The organism is Gordonia sp. NPDC003422, assembly GCF_053588675.1.
This window is the reverse complement of the sequence record NZ_JBSFQL010000017.1, coordinates 23,013-39,278: the sequence shown is the minus strand read 5'-3', so window position 1 is coordinate 39,278 and position 16,266 is coordinate 23,013. Positions and strand designations below refer to the sequence as shown.

Sequence of the window (16,266 nt, the reverse complement as noted above, 5' to 3'; positions counted from 1 at the left end):
CCCGATCACGACTGCAGCGAGTGAAACCCGGAGCGGTAGAACACCAGTGGTGATCGCTCGTCACCCACCGACAGCCCCACCACCTGGCCCACCACCAGGTCGTGGTCGCCGAGACGCTGCACCGAATGGATCTCGCAGTCGATGAGGGCCGCAGCGTCTTTGACCCAGGGCGTCCCGAATTCGCTGACCGTCCAGTCGATGTCGCCGAACTTGTCGCCACCCGACCGCGCGAAGGCGCGGCAGGCGTCGACCTGGTGATGGCCGAGGACGTTCGCGCAGAACCTGCCGGTGGCGGCGATCTGCGGGAAGGTCGACGAGGTGTGCGCCACGAATGCCGCCACCAGCGGCGGGTTGAGCGACACCGAGGTGAAGGATCCGACGGCGAGTCCGAGCGGTGCGTCGTCGTCGGACATCGAGGTGAGAACTGCGACGCCGGTGCAGAAGCGGCTCAACACCTCTCGGTACTGACGGCCGTCGATCATCGCGGTGTCCTCCGGTGTGGTTGTAATCATGAGGCACCCTTTCCGGCGAGTTCCGCCTGGTACTTGTTGGTCATGTGCTCGACGGCTTTGCGATGCTCGGCGGCCTGCCCTTCCCGCACCGCTTCGGCCCGCTCGGCTGCGTCGATCATCGGCTGCGCCTGGCCCTGGAAGAACGGCATCACGTCGAGGGCGAACAGCTCGTAGGACCGCAGTGTCGCAGCGGGATTCGCCCAGTCGTGTCCCTGGATCAGCAACGTGCCGAAGCCGCCGGACTGATCGACGAGTCGCTGCACCTGCTCACGCGCTTGCTCGGCCGTGCCGATGACACCGATCCCGGACGTGTTGATGAAGTCGATCATCTCGGTCTTGTCGGTGCCGCGCACATCCATCTGCGGGAAGGCTGCGACGTGCTGCAAGTAGTTGAACCAGTGCTCGATACCGTGCTCCACGTCGCGATAGGCCTGCTCCACCGTCTCGGCGATGTGGAACGGCCCCACGAGACGCCACTGCGAACGGTCGACCTCGTCGCTGCGGCCGGCCTGCGCGGCGAACTCCTCGAGCATGCCCCAATGATGTTGCAGTGCACTGAATCCGTCGGCCGTCAAGGTCGCCGCGATCGACAGTAGACCGACGCCGTTGCGGCCGGCGAGCCGGGCACCGGTCGGCGACGCGATCGCCGCGACGGCAACGTCGAACAACGGGTCCGAGTACGGCGCCATCTGGATGCGTGCGTCGTAGAGCTCGTGCGTGCGCGTCTTGGCGCTGACGGTCTCACCACGCAGCAATCTCATGATGATGTCGGTGTTCTCCGCCAGCAGTTCACGCGTGTCGATCTGCGAGAGCCCCAACATCGCTGCGTCGGTCGGCAACGATCCCGGGCCGAGCCCGAACATGACTCGGCCGCGAGTCAGGTGATCCAGCATCACCATCCGCTCCGCCGCCCACAGCGGGTTGTGGTACGACACCGAGGTCACGCCCGTCCCCAACTTGATGCGTGAGGTCCGCTCGCCGGCCGCAGCGATCATGATCTCCGGCGAGGCATAGATCTCCGAGCCCGCCGAATGGTGCTCACCGAACCACGCCTCGTCGTACCCGAGTTCCTCGAGGCGGGTCACCATCTCGAGGTCACGCTGCAGAAGCAGGGTCGGATTCTGTCCGGGCTTGTGGATCGGCGCCAGGAACGTACCGAACTTCAGCCTGCCGGTCCCCGATGCCCTTGTTGTCGATGCCACCATGTCGTTCTCCTTCTCGAGTGGCGCGAGTGGTCTCCGCGCCTGTCGAGCCCCACGCTATGGCGCAGGTCACATCGGCAATAGTCCTCGAAAGTGGTCAGTTTGTCGCCGGCCAACGGCACCCGTTCTCGCGGATCACGTAGTGGACCACGTAGCCCTCCCGCTGTGTGCGCTGCGACAACGGCGCAGTGTGACTCACGTCATATCGGATGCCGACCCCGTGGACGGGCGGCCGAGAAGAGACGAGCAGGCATGACCATCACGACCGCCGACAACCCCGTCGACACCCTCCGCGGTGTCGACTACCTCGAACGGGCACGGACCGTCGCCGCGCTCATCGAGGAGCAGGCCGACGAGATCGAGCGCACCACCACCATCACCCGACCGGTGGTGGATGCGCTCGCCGACGCCGGCCTGTTCTGGATTCTGGTACCGCAGGAGTACGGCGGTGCGGGACTCGACATCGTCAGTGCTTTCAAGGTGATTCAGGAGATCTCCCGCGCAGACGGTTCCACCGGATGGGCGTTCATGGCCAACTCGTGCAGCACCGGGGTGGCCGTCGGATTCATGAATCCCGTTGGTGCACAGCGAATCTTCGGCGGACCCGACAAGGGCATCACCGCCGGGATGATCGTGCCGGCGGCTACCGGTGTGCGGGTCGACGGCGGGTTCCGGGTGAGCGGCCGATTCCAGTTCGCCAGCGGGTCCGCCCACGCATCGTGGGTGGGTGCGGGTTTCGTCGTCCACGACGACGCGGGCAACCCGATCATCGGAGCCGACGGACAACCCGACTGCCGGATCACCTGGCTGCCTCGTGACGAGGTCGAGTTCCTCGGCAACTGGGACGTGATGGGCATGGTCGGCACCGGCTCCTACGACTACCGGGTCGACGATCGCTTTGTGCCCGACGACGTCACCTTCGAGACGTTCTCGACAACACCGGTCCGCGATGAGCCGGTGTACGAGCTGGGCCTGCTCGGCATCGGGGTCGGCGGACATGCTCCGGTCGCATTGGGTCTCGCGCAACGAGCCCTCGAGGAGATCGCCGGGATCGTAGCCACCAAGATGCGGCCGGGTTATGACGGTGCCGTTGGCGATTCGGATCTGTTCCGACACGACTTCGCCCGCCACGACGCCCTCTTCCGCGCCGCGCAGGCCTACGTCTACGAGGTGTACGGCGACGCGGAGGCCACCGCGGCCGCCGGATTGACCATCAGCGACGAGCAGCGCGCCCGCATGCGCCAAGCGGCCACCTGGGCACAGGAGGTGGCCGGCGACGTGGTGATGTTCGCGCACCGCTGGGCCGGCAGCGCCACCGTTCGCAACCCCAGCGCACTCGGCCGCTGCGTCCGCGACGCCGCCGTCGCCACCCAGCACGCACTCGTCGACCGGATGACGCTCGTCGAGGCCGCCGCCGCCATCCTGCCCGCCTACCAGCAATCCTGAACCGACAGAAGGGAACATCACCATGGGACAACTCGACGGCAAGGTGGCACTGGTCACCGGCGCAGCCCGCGGACAGGGCCGGTCGCACGCGATCCGGCTCGCCGAGGAGGGCGCCGACATCATCGCCATCGACATCTGCGACACGCTCGACACCACCGACTACCGCGGTGCCACACCACAGGACCTCGACGAGACAGCGCGCCACGTCGAGAAGTTCGACCGGCGCGTGTTCACCGCAATCGCCGACGTACGCGACCTGCCGGCGCTGCATGCAGCGGTATCCGAGGGAATCGCCACGCTGGGCCGCCTCGACACCGTCGTCGCCAATGCGGGCATCTTCTCGTCGGCGCCGCTGCACGAACTCACCGAGCAGCAGTGGGACGAGATGATCGGCGTCAACCTCAGCGGTGTGTGGAAGACGTTGCGTGCCACCGTGCCCTACCTGATCGACCAGGGTGACGGCGGTTCGATCATCCTCATCTCCTCGACGGGCGGCCTGCAGGGGTTCCCGAACTTCGCGCACTACGTCGCCGCGAAGCACGGTGTCACCGGACTGGCGCGGACCGCGTCGAATGAGTTGGGCGCACACAATATTCGCTGCAACTCGATCCACCCGACATCGGTTCTCACCGACATGATCGACCACGAGGCCATGTACAAACTGTTCCGGCCCGACCTCGAACATCCCACGCACGAGGACTTCCGGGAGGCGTGCCAGAGCGGCATGAACGTGCTGCCCACCCCGTGGCTGGAGCCGGTGGACATCTCCAACGCGGTCGTGTGGCTGGCCTCCGACGCGGCCCGATACGTGACCGGGATCGCGCTGCCGATCGACGCCGGAGCCCTGTCCAAGGTGTGAGCGGGCGTGCTGTTCACCCGGCCGCGTGGTCGACCAGGGCTTCGGCAACCTCGGCACGACGACGCAGGCACAGCTTGTGTAGGACGTGCTCGACATGCCCTTCCACGGTCCGGGTGGACAGCACCAGTTTCTCCGCGATCTCCCGATTGCTCAGCCCGGACGCGACGAGATCGGCGACCTCACGCTCGCGTGGTGACAACGACGCGCTCGGGTCGTCGGCGGCCTCGTGCGCGTCGTGGGCGGCGGGGGTGCCGAACACGTAGTCGTAGAGTTCTGCGGTCGACATCGCTGCGCCACGCGCCCAGGCGTTGTCGAACTCGGCGTCGGGAACCTGCGCGTGCAGAGTGTCGACTGCTTTACTGCGCAACGAGTTCCAGTGCTCCGAACCGTACAGTTGCTGTCCGAACGACCCCCACATCGACGACGCCGCACCCAACACCACCACGGCGCGCAGACCGCCGCGCTGTTCGGCGAGCGCCCAGCCGAGCAGGTCGCACATGAGGGTGGTGCCGACCGGATCGGCGAAGGCCCGGTGCGCACGCAGCGCGTCGTCGGCCAGATCCACCGCCCTGTCGACGTCGCCGGTCAGCAACGCGACCAGACCCAGCCCGTAGGTGGCATAGGAGTGGAACCACCATTCGTCGACCGTCTCGGTCTGGGCGAACACCGCGCCGAATACCTCGGCGGCAGCGTCGGTGTCGGGCAGCGACGACAGCAGCATCCCGCGGTGAATGGCGAGGGTGGCGAGCAGCTCGGACGGGCCCGAGTTGTCGGTGTAGCCCCGCGCGGCGGCGTCCAGATTGACTCTCGCGGAATCGAAGTCGCCGGCGAAGTAGTCACGCAGTCCGCTGGTGTGGGTGACAAAGGCCCGATTCATCACGTCGTGCTCACGCTCGGCGATGACGCCCGCCCGGTGCAGGGTGAATCCGGCGGCGTCGCGGTCGCCCTGGAGGGTCTGTACCAACCCGAGGACACCGAGGATGCGTCCCTTGATGATCGACGGTACGTCGGGCAGTTCGAGTGCTTGAGTGAGCCACAACCGGTGTTCGCGCACCGAGATTCCGCACGCCCAGAGGAAGCGCCCGGCGCCGAGCGCCTCCGCCGCTGCACGTCCCCGCCCGTCGTCGGGGTCGTCGAGCGCCGAATGCAGTGCAGCCCTGATATTCCCGCGGTTCTCCTGGACCCGGGCGGCCTTGGCGAGCTGGTCGGGCCCATACCAGTGTTCGGCGCAGTCGATGATGAGTCGCGCACACCAGTCCAGCAGACGCGTGCTCATCGCCAGGCGCTCGGCGGCAGTGAGTTTGCCCCAACCGAACTCGCGGATCGACTCCAGCATGCGAAAGCGCACGTGCCGACCGTCGCCGTCGCGCAGCAGGACGGACTTCGCCACCAGGGCAGCAAGGGAATCGAGAACGACCGACGCGGGCAGCGCGTCGTCCGAGCAGACGTCGACCACCATGTCGAGGTCGAAGCCGTCGGCAAAAGAGGCCACGCGGTTCCACAGCAGTTTCTCTGTGCTGCTACAGAGTTCGTAGCTCCACTCGATGGTGGCCTGCAGGCTCCGATGCCGGGGCGTGCGGTCTCGAGAGCCCACCGACAGCACCGACAGCCGGCGGTCGAGAAGATCACCCAGATCGTCGACGGACAGCACCGTCAGTCGTGTGCACGCCAGTTCGATCGCAAGGGGCAGACCGTCGAGCCGTTCGCAGATGCGGCGTACCGCGTCGACGTTGCCGTCATCGAGCACAAAGCCCGACAGGACGGCCTCCGCTCGCCGCGAAAACAGTTCCATCGCATCCGATCCCACGCCGTCGTCGGTCTTCAGCGGCGCGAGATGAAAGACATACTCGCCAGGTATCGCCAGATTCTCCCGCGACGTGACCAGGACCCGCACACCCGCGGCCTCCTCCATCAGTCGGGAGACGAGATCGGCCGCCCCGTCGATGACGTGTTCACAATTGTCGAAGACCAGCAGCATGCGGCGGTTCCGGAGATGCGCGAGGGCGGCATCTTCGGCGGACCTGTCGTGCGTGTCTCGATTCTCGAGTGCCAGACAGTCACACAGTGCCTGTGCGAGCAGCCCTTCATTGCGGACCGCGGCGAACTCGACGAACCGCACACCGTCCGGAAATGCACGTCGAAACTCCGTGGCGGCCTGCACCGACAACCGCGTCTTGCCGATCCCGCCAGGCCCCACCACCGAGACCAGCCGGTGGTCACCGAACAGTCGTCGGAGCTCCCGCAGTTCGTTACGGCGTCCGACAAAGCTTGTCGTCGGTTGGGGCAGGCCGGTGGGTACCGTGTCGCTGCGCGCGCTGGGCGACGGGAGTTCTGCTCGGACCGCGTTCACCTTGCGGGACAGCAACGTGCGCGACCGTTCCCACTGCAGCGCCCGGGAGATCTCGGCGATGGAGATGCCCGGGTTCTCGAACAGGATCTCGCGGATACGACGATCGGCGTCGTCGGACACCGAACCCTTGCAGCGGCGGTGATCGTCGGGCGCAGCAGCCAGCGACAACGCCCTCCGGACGGTGTTGCGCGACATCCCCAGGCGCGCGGCAATGCCCTTGATCGACTCCCCGTCGTCGTGACAGCGGTGGATCTGGGCCCATTCGTCGGCGTTCATCACCCTCCTGCTCCGCGATGAGACGCAGATCACTCTGCTTGGTTGCGATCCGGACCGCAACCAGGGGGGTCAACTTGTGTCACACCGATCCGTCACCCCACGCCAGCTGCCCGCCCCTTCGCACCGAAGATCGACTCTGAACTGGGAAAATAGGAGCACAGCACGGCAAGCGGCGAGTCCGTACGGGATCACGTAATCGGACGGTTATCCTCTGCCGCCGAGCACGACAAAGTGAGGTGGACCACATCGAAAGACACCCCACCGAGAGGACCGCTCATGTCCCAGAAGAACGCCGACGCACTCAAGAATGCCTTCGCCGCCGCCGACCAGGGTGACCCGGTGCCGCTCGTCGAGCTCTACGACGACGCCATGACGTGGGCCGGATTCACCCTCGACGGCAGCCAGCGGATCTACACCAAAGCCGAGTTTCTCGAAGCCTTCGGTGTGCTCGCCAAACTCGACGAGTCCCGCAACGAGGTGATCAGCTGCGACGTCATCGGCGACGAACTCGTGACCGCGAACGTGCGCGCCTACCGCCGGCTCGGCGACCAGGAACTCGACATCACGATGGTCATGACCCACCGCTTCGTCGATGGCAAGGTGACCCGCGGAACCGACATCGTGCCGTCGTCCTTCGAGCGCTTCTGGTCCGACACCGCGATCACGGTCTGAGGCCCTCCGATGAGCACCGCCTTCGCCCCAGCCCCATCCGCGACCGAGAACGCACTCCTGGCGATGCAGGCACTCGACCGGGGCGAGCCCGTGATCACAGTCGACGACCTCGGCGGTGGCGGATGCGAGATGATCGTTCTCGCATCCGCGGCCCGAGTGGCAGTGGTGGCCGCCATGATCTCTGAGGGTTCCGGATTCGTTTGCGTCACAGTCGATCACGTCCGAGCGGTCCGCCTGGGACTACCACCGATGACGTGGGAGAGCCCGACGCCGACCTACGGCGGACGCATGTGTGTGTCCATCGACGCGGCTGCGGGCACCACCACCGGCATCTCCGCCCGCGACCGCACCACCACACTGCGGACCCTGGCCGACGCCGATTCCGGACCCGACGCATTCACTCGCCCCGGACACGTCATCCCCGTCCTCGCCGACGTGGCCGCCACCGACCGCGCTGGTCTCATCGCCCGCACCGGACACCGCGCCGGACACGACACCCCGGTGGCCTACGTGTCACTGGTGTCGCGACGCGACCCGCGTCGGATCGCCGACGCGGACGAGGCCGCTGACTGGGGACTGCCGATGCTGCGCTATTCGGAGCTGGGTTACTCGGATCTCACGCACGCGCTGTGACGTAAATGTCCGATTCATCGATGATCACGATCAATCGTGGCCCGGGACAGGACTAGGCGTTTGCCCGGTGTGATCGCACCCACATTCGCGGACTGTTGATAGGCACCCCACAGCCGTCAACAAGGAGCGCACCCCCATGAGCCCGACTTCCGTGACCTCGCCGCCCGACGCCAGATACTCCAGGACGGTGACCTGGACGATCGCCATCGCGACGCTGGCCATCCTCTTCGACGGATACGACCTGGTGGTCTACGGAACCATCCTCCCGATCCTGATGGACGACTCGTCTCAACTCGGCAGCATCTCCGCCGGTCAAGCGGGCATGCTCGGCTCCTACGCGTTGATCGGGGTCATGGTCGGCGCGCTCGTCAACGGCGCCGTCGGCGACTACCTGGGCCGACGCAGGCTGATGCTGGTCAACATCGTCTGGTTCTCCGCCGGGATGGGACTCGCCGCCATGTCGACGTCGGTCGAGATGTTCGCGGCGATGCGGTTCTTCACCGGTATCGGCATCGGCGGCCTGCTCGCCACCACCGCGGCGCTCGTCGCCGAGTGTGTCCCGGCAGCGAAAAAGAACCTGTACAACGCCATCGTCTACAGCGGCGTCCCGGCCGGCGGCATCCTGGCGTCGGTCCTCGCCATCGCGTTCCGCGACGCGATCGGTTGGCGTGGGCTGTTCTGGATCGGCGCACTGCCGGTCGTCATCCTCCTGCCGCTGGCGCTCGTCAAACTGCCGGAATCGCCACGATGGCTGGTGTCGCGCGGACGCCTCGGCGACGCCGCACGCGTCCACGCCACAACGGGTATTCCCATGCCGACCGAGGCCGACCTGGCCCACGAACGCCAGATCGAGAAGGTCGGCTTTGCGGCGCTGGCCACCCGTCGGTACGCACCGGGCACTGCCCTGCTCGGCATCATGAGCTTCGTCGGGCTGATGCTCACCTACGGACTCACCACCTGGCTGCCGAAGATCATGCAGGACGCCGGCTACAACGCGAAGGGTTCCCTGCTGTTCCTCGTCGTCCTGAACGGTGGCGCGGTGCTGGGCACACTCATCGCCTCCCGATTCGCCGATCGCCGTGGACCGCAGCGCGTCGTCGCCACCACCTTCGGCCTGGCAGCCATCGCGTTGATCCTGTTCACCATGGGATTCCCCATCGCCGTGCTGCTCGCGCTGGTCGCGGTTGCCGGAACCGGCACGATAGGAACCCAGGTGCTGATCTACGGTTTCGTCTCGAACTACTACGCGACCAGCGCGCGGGCCACCGGAGTTGCCTGGTGTGCCGGATTCGGCCGGCTCGGCGGCATCTTCGGGCCGATCATCGGCGGTGCGATCGTATCGGCTGGACTCAGCAATTCGATCACCTTCTACATCTTCGCGGGAGTCGCCGTCCTCGGGGCGGCAGTCACTCTGTTTGTGCCGCAAGCGCGTAGCCGCGATCGAGGTGCGACCACCGCTGGAGCCCCGATGATGGGAGTGCCGGCAACTGCCTGATCTCGTTGACAGTCAGCCAAGTGCGTCACGCAAAATGCGTGGCGCACTTCGCTATCGTCGGGATATGACGTCCGAAAGCGTGGCCGACGCACCGTCGTTCCCGGCACGGGAACGGGCGTCCATCGTGGTGTCGGACGTGTCGGTCATCTTCGGCGCGACCGAGGTCCTCCACGGCGTCGACATGACCGTCAGTCCTGGCTCTCGGGTCGCGATCGTCGGCGAGAACGGACGGGGCAAATCGACGCTCCTGCATGTGCTCGCGGGCACCTTGACGCCGAATTCGGGTTCGGTGACCAGAATCGGCACCATCGGTCTGGCCGAACAGGAGATGACCACCGAGTACAACCGCACCGTCGGCGACGCCGTTGCCGAGGCCATCGCTGATTCGCTCAGAACCCTGCACGACCTCGACGACGCGTCTGTCGCCCTCGCCGGTGACCTCGACGGTGCAGCGGACGACTACGCGGATGCCTTGCACCGCGCGGAGATTCTCGACGCGTGGGATGCGGAACGGCGCGTCTCGATCGCGCTGGCCGCCCTCGACGCCGAACACGACTGGGATCTTCCATTGGCCGGACTGTCGGTCGGGCAACGCTATCGCGTCCGATTGGCATGTCTGCTCGGCGGTGACGCCGACTTCCTCCTGCTCGACGAGCCGACCAATCATCTCGACCGCAGCGGTCTCGAGTTCCTCACCGAACGCATCGGCGCTTGGGCGGGCGGTGTCGTGATCGTCAGCCACGACCGCGCATTGCTGTCCGACGTGGCGGAGACGATCATCGACCTCGATCCGTCCTATGACGGGCGGCCCCGCGTCTACGGCGGCGGCTATGCGGGCTTCGTCGGCGGCCACCATGCCGAACGCGCCCGGTGGACACAACGATTCGCACACGAGGAGGCCGAGCGGGCAAGGCTCGAAGACGACCTCACCGCAGCGCAGGACCGGCTGGAAACCGGGTGGCGTCCCGACAAGGGCACGGGCAAGCACCAACGGGCCACCCGCGGACCCGCGTTGGTGCGCAACATCCACCGTCGTCAGGAAGCTCTCGACGAACACGCCGTCCTGACACCGGAACCACCACTGGCCCTGACTTTTCCGGAACTGGCAGTACCCGAGGACGAACTACTGCTCAGCGCCGACGAGATCACCGTGTACCAACGACTCACCACGCCCGTCACTGTGCGACTGTCCGGCGGAACACGACTGGTGGTCGTCGGCCCCAATGGCGTCGGCAAGTCGACACTGTTCTCCGTACTTGCCGGCGAAATACCCAACTGCACCGGCCTTCTCGATGTGAGCGACCTGGCTCGCGTCGGGTATCTACATCAAGAATCGACACTGCCGCAACATCTTCGAGCAGCAGACGCCTATCGCGAGCACGTCGACCGGTTGGGGTTGTACGGAGTGATCCGCAACGACGACGCCATCGACCTGTCCTCACTGGGACTGCTGCGCACCGACGAGGAAGAACAGTTGGTCGGAGACCTCTCGATGGGGCAGCAGCGTCGACTCGAACTCGCCATGACACTCGCCGCGCGCCCCAACATCCTGCTGCTCGACGAACCCACCAACCACCTGTCGATCCCGCTCGTCGACGAACTCACCGAGGCGTTGCAAGCGACTCCCGCGGCCGTCGTCGTGTCGACGCACGACCGCCAGTTGCTCCGGGACGTCGCCGAGTGGCCGCACCTCGCGTTGTCGTCAACTGAGGGTTGAGGTGCTCGAGCCGAACAACTCGCACCGCCTCACCTCCGATGCGGCCCGGAGCCTCCGCGCGGGCCCAACAACGCACACCGCCTCACCTCCGCTCCCTGAGGCGTCGCCCTGAGGAGCGAGCTTGCGAGCGTCTCGAAGGGTGCTCGAGGCGCTAGCCGAGAGCCTCGAAGGGCTGGTGAGACAGAGCAATTCGTCGACCAAGTAGCGACGGTCACCAGGCCTTCGAGGCTCCTCGCTAGCGCTCGTCGCACCTCAGGCAGCGGATGGGACTCTTCGAATGAGGCTGCGCTCGACAGATGTCGGCAGCGATTTCACCCGTTCGGACCAGCGCGCCCGCCCTCCTGTACCGACTCGACCCCCAAACGCTCCCCGAGCAACCGGCCGAAGGTCAGTGCAGGAGTGACGAGCATGCCGGAGCAGAAACTGTTGCCGCACGTCGCGCCGGCGCCGATCACCTCGCCGACGGCGAACAGACCGGGAATCGCCGCGCCCGCCTCGTCGCGGACGGCGACATGACCTGCGACGTCAGCGGCGGACGCAATCGGCCCGTAGATCTGGAACACCGTTCCATTCTGGTCCAGCGTCGTGTTTACCGCTCGTCGACGCCGACGATCATCGTCGACATCACAGCAGAAGCGTCAGTCGAAGTATCGATACACCGCTTCGACGACGGCCGCGGGACGCTCGTTCCCCTCCAACTCGATCACGCCATCGACCACCACTTGGACGCCACCCTTGGGTAGCTTCTCGAGCGACTTCAGGGTCGCCACCAGCCGAATCTTGCCGCCGGCCGGCACCGGGTTGGTGAAACGCACCTTGTTGAGCCCGTAGTTGACGCCCATCTTCAGGTTCTCGACGGTGAGCACCTCGCCGAACATCGGCACGATCAACGACAGCGTCAGGTACCCGTGCGCGATCGGACCGCCGAAGGGGCTTTCCTTGGCGGCGCGCTCGGGATCGATGTGAATCCACTGGTGGTCACCGGTGGCGTCGGCGAAGGTGTTGATCCGCTCCTGACTCACCGTCAGCCACGAGCTGATCCCGAGCTGGGTTCCGAGCAGCGGTTCCAGATCGGCCGTGCCCGCCACCTGAGTCGAACTCGCCTCGGTGCTCGTCATGTTTACCTCCGTCATTTCGTGATTCCCAGGACTCGCAACGCATTCTCGCGGAAGATCAGCGGCGCCACTTCCGGTTTGATGTCGAGGGCGGCGAAGTCCTTGCGCCAGCGGTCGACCTGGATGACCGGGAAGTCGGAGCCGAACAGCACTTTCTCACGCAGCATCGTGTTGGCGGCCTTGACCAGCTGGGGCGGGAAGTACTTGGGCGACCACCCGGAGAGATCGAGATAGGCGTTGGCCTTGTGGGTCGCGATCGAGATCTGCGCGTCCACCCACGGCACCGCGGGATGCGCCATCACGATCGTCAGGAACGGAAAGTCCGCGGCGACGTCGTCGAGCAGCATCGGATCGGAGTACCGCAGCTTGATGCCGTGCCCGCCCGGTAGCCCCGCGCCGATGCCGGTCTGACCGGTGTGGAACAACGCGGGCACGCCGGCCTCTTCGATCGCCGCGTAGATCGGATAGAAACGACGATCGTTCGGCTCGAAGCCCTGCATGCTGGGATGGAACTTGAAGCCCTTCACCCCGAACTCCTCGACGAGGCGATGCACTCGGCGGACCGCCGCCTTGCCCTGCCACGGCTCCACCGACCCGAACGGGATCAGCACATCGTTGAATTCGGCTGCGCGCTCGGCGATCTCCTCGACGTTGTTGGGCGTGTGCCCCGAGGCCGACGCGGCGTCGACGGTGAAAACGACTGCGGCCATGTTGCGTTCGCGGTAGTGGTCGGCGATGGACTCGATTGTCGGGGTGCGCTCCTCACCCGAGCGAAAGTACTTCTCCGACGCGGCCATCAGTTCGTCGTCCATCGACCGGTGCCCACATCCGTCGATCTCGACGTGAGTGTGGAAGTCGATCGCCTCGATCGCGTCGAAGTCGATGCCGAATTCGTATCGCGCACTCATCACTTGGCTCCCGTCAGCTGGGCTGGGAATTCCTCGCCCACGGATTCGAGCTCGCCGGCGAAGGTCAGCGGCCACTGGGCCGCCACCGCGTCGGCGTCGAACCCGCCGTCGCGGTACGCCGTGGCTGTCAGTTGCGGATGCGACCACAGCGCGAGCCGGTCACCGCCGACGGAGATGGCCTGCCCGGTCACGTCGGCGGACGCGTCGGAGGCGAGGAAGGCGATGACTCCGGCGACATCGTCGGGCGTACCCATCCCGACATCACGACGGATGATCTCGGGCAGTGGCTCGCCCTTGCGCATGCCCTCGATGTAGGGCGCGAGAAACGGGATGGTCTCGGTCATCGCGGTCGCTGCGACGGGGCAGACCGCATTGGCGGTGATCCCTGCCTTGCGCAACTCCATCGCCCAGGTCCGGACCATCCCCACGATCGCCGCCTTGGCGCCCGAGTAGTTGGTCTGGCCGAAATTGCCGCGCTGACCCGCAGGCGACCCGATACAGATGATCCGACCGCCTTCGCCCTGCTCACGGAACTGAAGAACGGCCTCGCGAACACAAGTGAAGGTGCCGCGGACGTGTACGTTGTGGACCGCGTCGAAGTCGTCGTCGGCCATCTTCCACAGCACCTTGTCGCGCAGGATGCCGGCGTTGGTGACGATGACGTCGAGGCGCCCGAATGCATCAACGGCCTTGGCCACCAGGGCCTGAGCGGTCTCGGTGCTGCCGACCGGTGCAACCACGGCCACCGCCCGGCCACCGGCCGCCTCGATCTGGGCAACCGCATTCGCCGCCGTTTCGTCGTGGACGTCGTTGACGACGACCGCGGCCCCGCGTGCGGCCAGCTCGGTGGCGTACGCGAGGCCGAGACCCTGTCCGCTTCCGGTGACGATGGCGACTTTGCCGTTGAGATCCATGGCTTCACTTCCTTTGTGATCGAACCTGGCATCAGTTGTACATCTCAATCATTGTTATTGTCAATGATTAACGATCTGCTATTCTTCGGCCGGAAGGAGGGCCGATGGCCAAGCGACGCATCCTCGAGGAGGACATCGGGTTCCTCATCTCGCGCGCGGGAGCCCAACTGGTCAAGGCAACCAATCGGGAACTCGCCCCCCTCGGGCTCAAGGTTCGCGCCTACAGTGCACTCGCCGCGGTCTGCGACGAACCGGACGGCATCACCCAGCGACGCCTCGCCTCCGACGTCGGTCTCGATCCCAGCCAGATCGTCGCGCTCGTGGACGAACTCGAGAACCGTGAACTGGTGGTTCGCAAAGCCGACCCCGACGACCGCCGCAACAGACTCATCACCGCAACCCCAGCGGGACGTGAGCTATGCACTCGCGCAAGGAAGTCCAGCGCCAAGGTGGCCGCCGACGAACTCTCACACATCGACCCCGCGGTGCGCGAGGCGTTGCGGGCGGCACTCTATCGGTTCACCTTCCCCGAACGCGCAACGCCCGACGACTAGGCGTACATGGCGCGCAGACGGTCCTTGCGGATCTTTCCCGTTGCGTTGCGGGGGATCTCGTCTACCAAGATCAGCGACTTCGGGATCTTGTAGCGCGCCAGGCGATCCGCGAGGTAGGTCTGCAACTCCTCGACGGTGAGTGCCGCTCCCTCCTCGAGAGTGACTGCAGCACAGCCGACCTCACCCCACTTGTCGTCCGGGATGCCGAAGACGCCGCAGCCCTCGACGCCGGGGTACGAGAGGATCACCGCCTCGATCTCCGCCGGATAGATGTTCTCCCCGCCGGAGATGATCATGTCCTTGAGCCGGTCGACGATCTGGACGTAGCCGTCGTCGTCGCGCACCCCGACATCCCCGGACCGGAACCAATCAACCTCGGTGAACGACGCGTCGGTGGCGTCTGGTCGATTCCAATACTCCCGCATCACATTCGGCCCCTGGATCAGGATCTCGCCGCGCTCGCCCGGCTTGGCCTCCTCACCGTAGGAGTTCACCACCCGGACATCGGTGAAGAAGTGCGGCATCCCGGCCGTCCCGAGTTTCTGCGCCACGTGCGCTGGTTTGAGCACCAGGGCGCCGGGACCGGTCTCGGTGAGACCGTAGGCCTGGCACAGCGCCACCCCACGCTCGGCGAAAGTGTGCAAGGTGCGCGGCGGCACCGGTGCGGCGGCGACGATCCAGCGTCGGATCGACGTCAGATCGGTCTGCTGCCACGACGGATGCGCACTCATCGCGTCGAGCATGGTGGGCACGCCGAACGAATAGGTCACGCGACGATCCTCGATCACGCGCAGCACTCGCGCGGCGTCGAAACCCTCTTCGATGATCACCGTTGCGCCCTTGAGGATCGTGGACAGCGAGACGTAATTGAGTGCGGCGGTGTGGAATAGCGGCGCGGCCACCAGCGACACCTCATCGCTGCACAGGTCGAGGTCGACGATCGGGTTCATCACCGCGAAGGTCACGCCACCATGCGTGAGGACCACGCCCTTGGGGCTTCCGGTGGTTCCGGAGGTGTACATGATGAAGCACGGATCGTCGTGCGTGACCGGGATGTCGATGCGTTCAGAGCTCGCCGCCGCGATGATGTCCTCGTAGGCAAGCGCATCTCCGTCGGGCCGACCGTCCACCACCACACGATGCTCGGTGCCCACTTCGCTCGCGGCCCTCGTGGCGACCTCGGCCAGGCCGGCGGAATGGATGAGGACGCGCGCACCCGAGTCACTCAGCGCATAGGCCACCTCCGCCCCCGTGAGCCGCGCATTGAGCGGCACCAGAATCGCGCCGAGCAGGCCGGCGGCGAACAGACCCTCCAGGTACGACGGATGGTTCGCACTCAGCAGCGCCACCCGATCACCGCGGCCGACGCCGATCCCGGCCAGCGCATGGGCCAACCGCGTCACCCGATCGTCGAGGTCCCGGTAGCTGGTTTCGACGTCACGAAAGACGATCGCGGTCGCCTCCGGAGCGTGCCGTGACGCGCGATGGGGCCAGGTTCCGACGCCTTGATTCTTCACGGTGACTCCTCCGCCGATGTGGGTGCAATCACTGTACTTTGCAATCATTGAGATTGTCAACGACTACCCCTCGGAACAATTCGAGGTTTCACCCGG

General features: G+C 66.0%; 15 protein-coding genes. 7 read left to right on the top strand and 8 right to left on the bottom strand.

The annotated features are described in order from the left end of the window. Positions 1-5: 5 nt before the first annotated feature. Complete coding sequence (locus ACWDTF_RS15365; protein ID WP_355276607.1) at positions 6-512, bottom strand: flavin reductase family protein; 507 nt, start codon at positions 510-512, stop codon at positions 6-8. Then, positions 509-1,717 (bottom strand): LLM class flavin-dependent oxidoreductase, encoded by a 1,209-nt coding sequence (locus ACWDTF_RS15360; protein ID WP_355276609.1) that lies wholly within the window; start codon positions 1,715-1,717, stop codon positions 509-511. Before ACWDTF_RS15360 ends, ACWDTF_RS15365 begins: the two co-directional genes overlap by 4 nt. Positions 1,718-1,966: 249 nt before the next feature. Here ACWDTF_RS15360 and ACWDTF_RS15355 point away from each other — a divergent pair, with 249 nt between their 5' ends. Together ACWDTF_RS15355 and ACWDTF_RS15350 are read left to right on the top strand one after the other, a co-directional pair. After that, positions 1,967-3,160 (top strand): acyl-CoA dehydrogenase family protein, encoded by a 1,194-nt coding sequence (locus ACWDTF_RS15355; RefSeq protein ID WP_355276611.1) that lies wholly within the window; start codon positions 1,967-1,969, stop codon positions 3,158-3,160. Between the two features lie 22 nt (positions 3,161-3,182). Then, positions 3,183-4,019: a mycofactocin-coupled SDR family oxidoreductase gene (locus ACWDTF_RS15350; RefSeq protein WP_240861467.1), complete on the top strand. Its 837-nt coding sequence runs from the start codon at positions 3,183-3,185 to the stop codon at positions 4,017-4,019. Between the two features lie 13 nt (positions 4,020-4,032). Here ACWDTF_RS15350 and ACWDTF_RS15345 read toward each other — a convergent pair whose 3' ends face one another. Then, entirely contained in the window at positions 4,033-6,645 is a 2,613-nt protein-coding gene (locus ACWDTF_RS15345; RefSeq protein WP_355276614.1) for an ATP-binding protein, read from the bottom strand. A gap of 276 nt (positions 6,646-6,921) precedes the next feature. Here ACWDTF_RS15345 and ACWDTF_RS15340 point away from each other — a divergent pair, with 276 nt between their 5' ends. The 4 genes from ACWDTF_RS15340 to ACWDTF_RS15325 all read left to right on the top strand — a co-directional run bounded on the left by ACWDTF_RS15340 (position 6,922) and on the right by ACWDTF_RS15325 (position 11,162). Continuing rightward, complete coding sequence (locus ACWDTF_RS15340) at positions 6,922-7,317, top strand: nuclear transport factor 2 family protein (RefSeq protein WP_240861471.1); 396 nt, start codon at positions 6,922-6,924, stop codon at positions 7,315-7,317. 9 nt (positions 7,318-7,326) lie between these two features. Then, positions 7,327-7,950: a 3,4-dihydroxy-2-butanone-4-phosphate synthase gene (locus ACWDTF_RS15335; RefSeq protein WP_240861473.1), complete on the top strand. Its 624-nt coding sequence runs from the start codon at positions 7,327-7,329 to the stop codon at positions 7,948-7,950. 136 nt (positions 7,951-8,086) lie between these two features. Then, positions 8,087-9,445 (top strand): MFS transporter, encoded by a 1,359-nt coding sequence (locus ACWDTF_RS15330; RefSeq protein WP_449754611.1) that lies wholly within the window; start codon positions 8,087-8,089, stop codon positions 9,443-9,445. 64 nt (positions 9,446-9,509) lie between these two features. After that, positions 9,510-11,162 (top strand): ATP-binding cassette domain-containing protein, encoded by a 1,653-nt coding sequence (locus ACWDTF_RS15325; RefSeq protein WP_433256469.1) that lies wholly within the window; start codon positions 9,510-9,512, stop codon positions 11,160-11,162. Positions 11,163-11,473: 311 nt separating this feature from the next. Here ACWDTF_RS15325 and ACWDTF_RS15320 read toward each other — a convergent pair whose 3' ends face one another. The 4 genes from ACWDTF_RS15320 to ACWDTF_RS15305 form a co-directional block, all read right to left on the bottom strand. Further along, positions 11,474-11,725, bottom strand: a complete 252-nt coding sequence (locus ACWDTF_RS15320; protein ID WP_240861481.1) for an FAD-binding protein — start codon at positions 11,723-11,725, stop codon at positions 11,474-11,476. A gap of 75 nt (positions 11,726-11,800) precedes the next feature. Next, positions 11,801-12,280 (bottom strand): MaoC family dehydratase, encoded by a 480-nt coding sequence (locus ACWDTF_RS15315; RefSeq protein ID WP_240861484.1) that lies wholly within the window; start codon positions 12,278-12,280, stop codon positions 11,801-11,803. Between the two features lie 11 nt (positions 12,281-12,291). Then, a complete protein-coding gene (couO, locus tag ACWDTF_RS15310; protein WP_449754610.1) occupies positions 12,292-13,185 on the bottom strand; it encodes a 4-hydroxyphenyl-beta-ketoacyl-CoA hydrolase in 894 nt (297 codons plus the stop codon). After that, complete coding sequence (locus tag ACWDTF_RS15305; RefSeq protein ID WP_240861489.1) at positions 13,185-14,099, bottom strand: SDR family NAD(P)-dependent oxidoreductase; 915 nt, start codon at positions 14,097-14,099, stop codon at positions 13,185-13,187. The genes couO and ACWDTF_RS15305 overlap by 1 nt, the downstream gene beginning before the upstream one ends. Before the next feature lie 104 nt (positions 14,100-14,203). Here ACWDTF_RS15305 and ACWDTF_RS15300 point away from each other — a divergent pair, with 104 nt between their 5' ends. Continuing rightward, on the top strand, positions 14,204-14,653 hold the full coding sequence (locus tag ACWDTF_RS15300; protein ID WP_240861493.1) for a MarR family winged helix-turn-helix transcriptional regulator: 450 nt from the start codon (positions 14,204-14,206) through the stop codon (positions 14,651-14,653). Here ACWDTF_RS15300 and ACWDTF_RS15295 read toward each other — a convergent pair. Beyond that, positions 14,650-16,170 (bottom strand): acyl-CoA synthetase, encoded by a 1,521-nt coding sequence (locus ACWDTF_RS15295; protein WP_449754609.1) that lies wholly within the window; start codon positions 16,168-16,170, stop codon positions 14,650-14,652. The genes ACWDTF_RS15300 and ACWDTF_RS15295 overlap by 4 nt on opposite strands. Positions 16,171-16,266 lie beyond the last annotated feature (96 nt).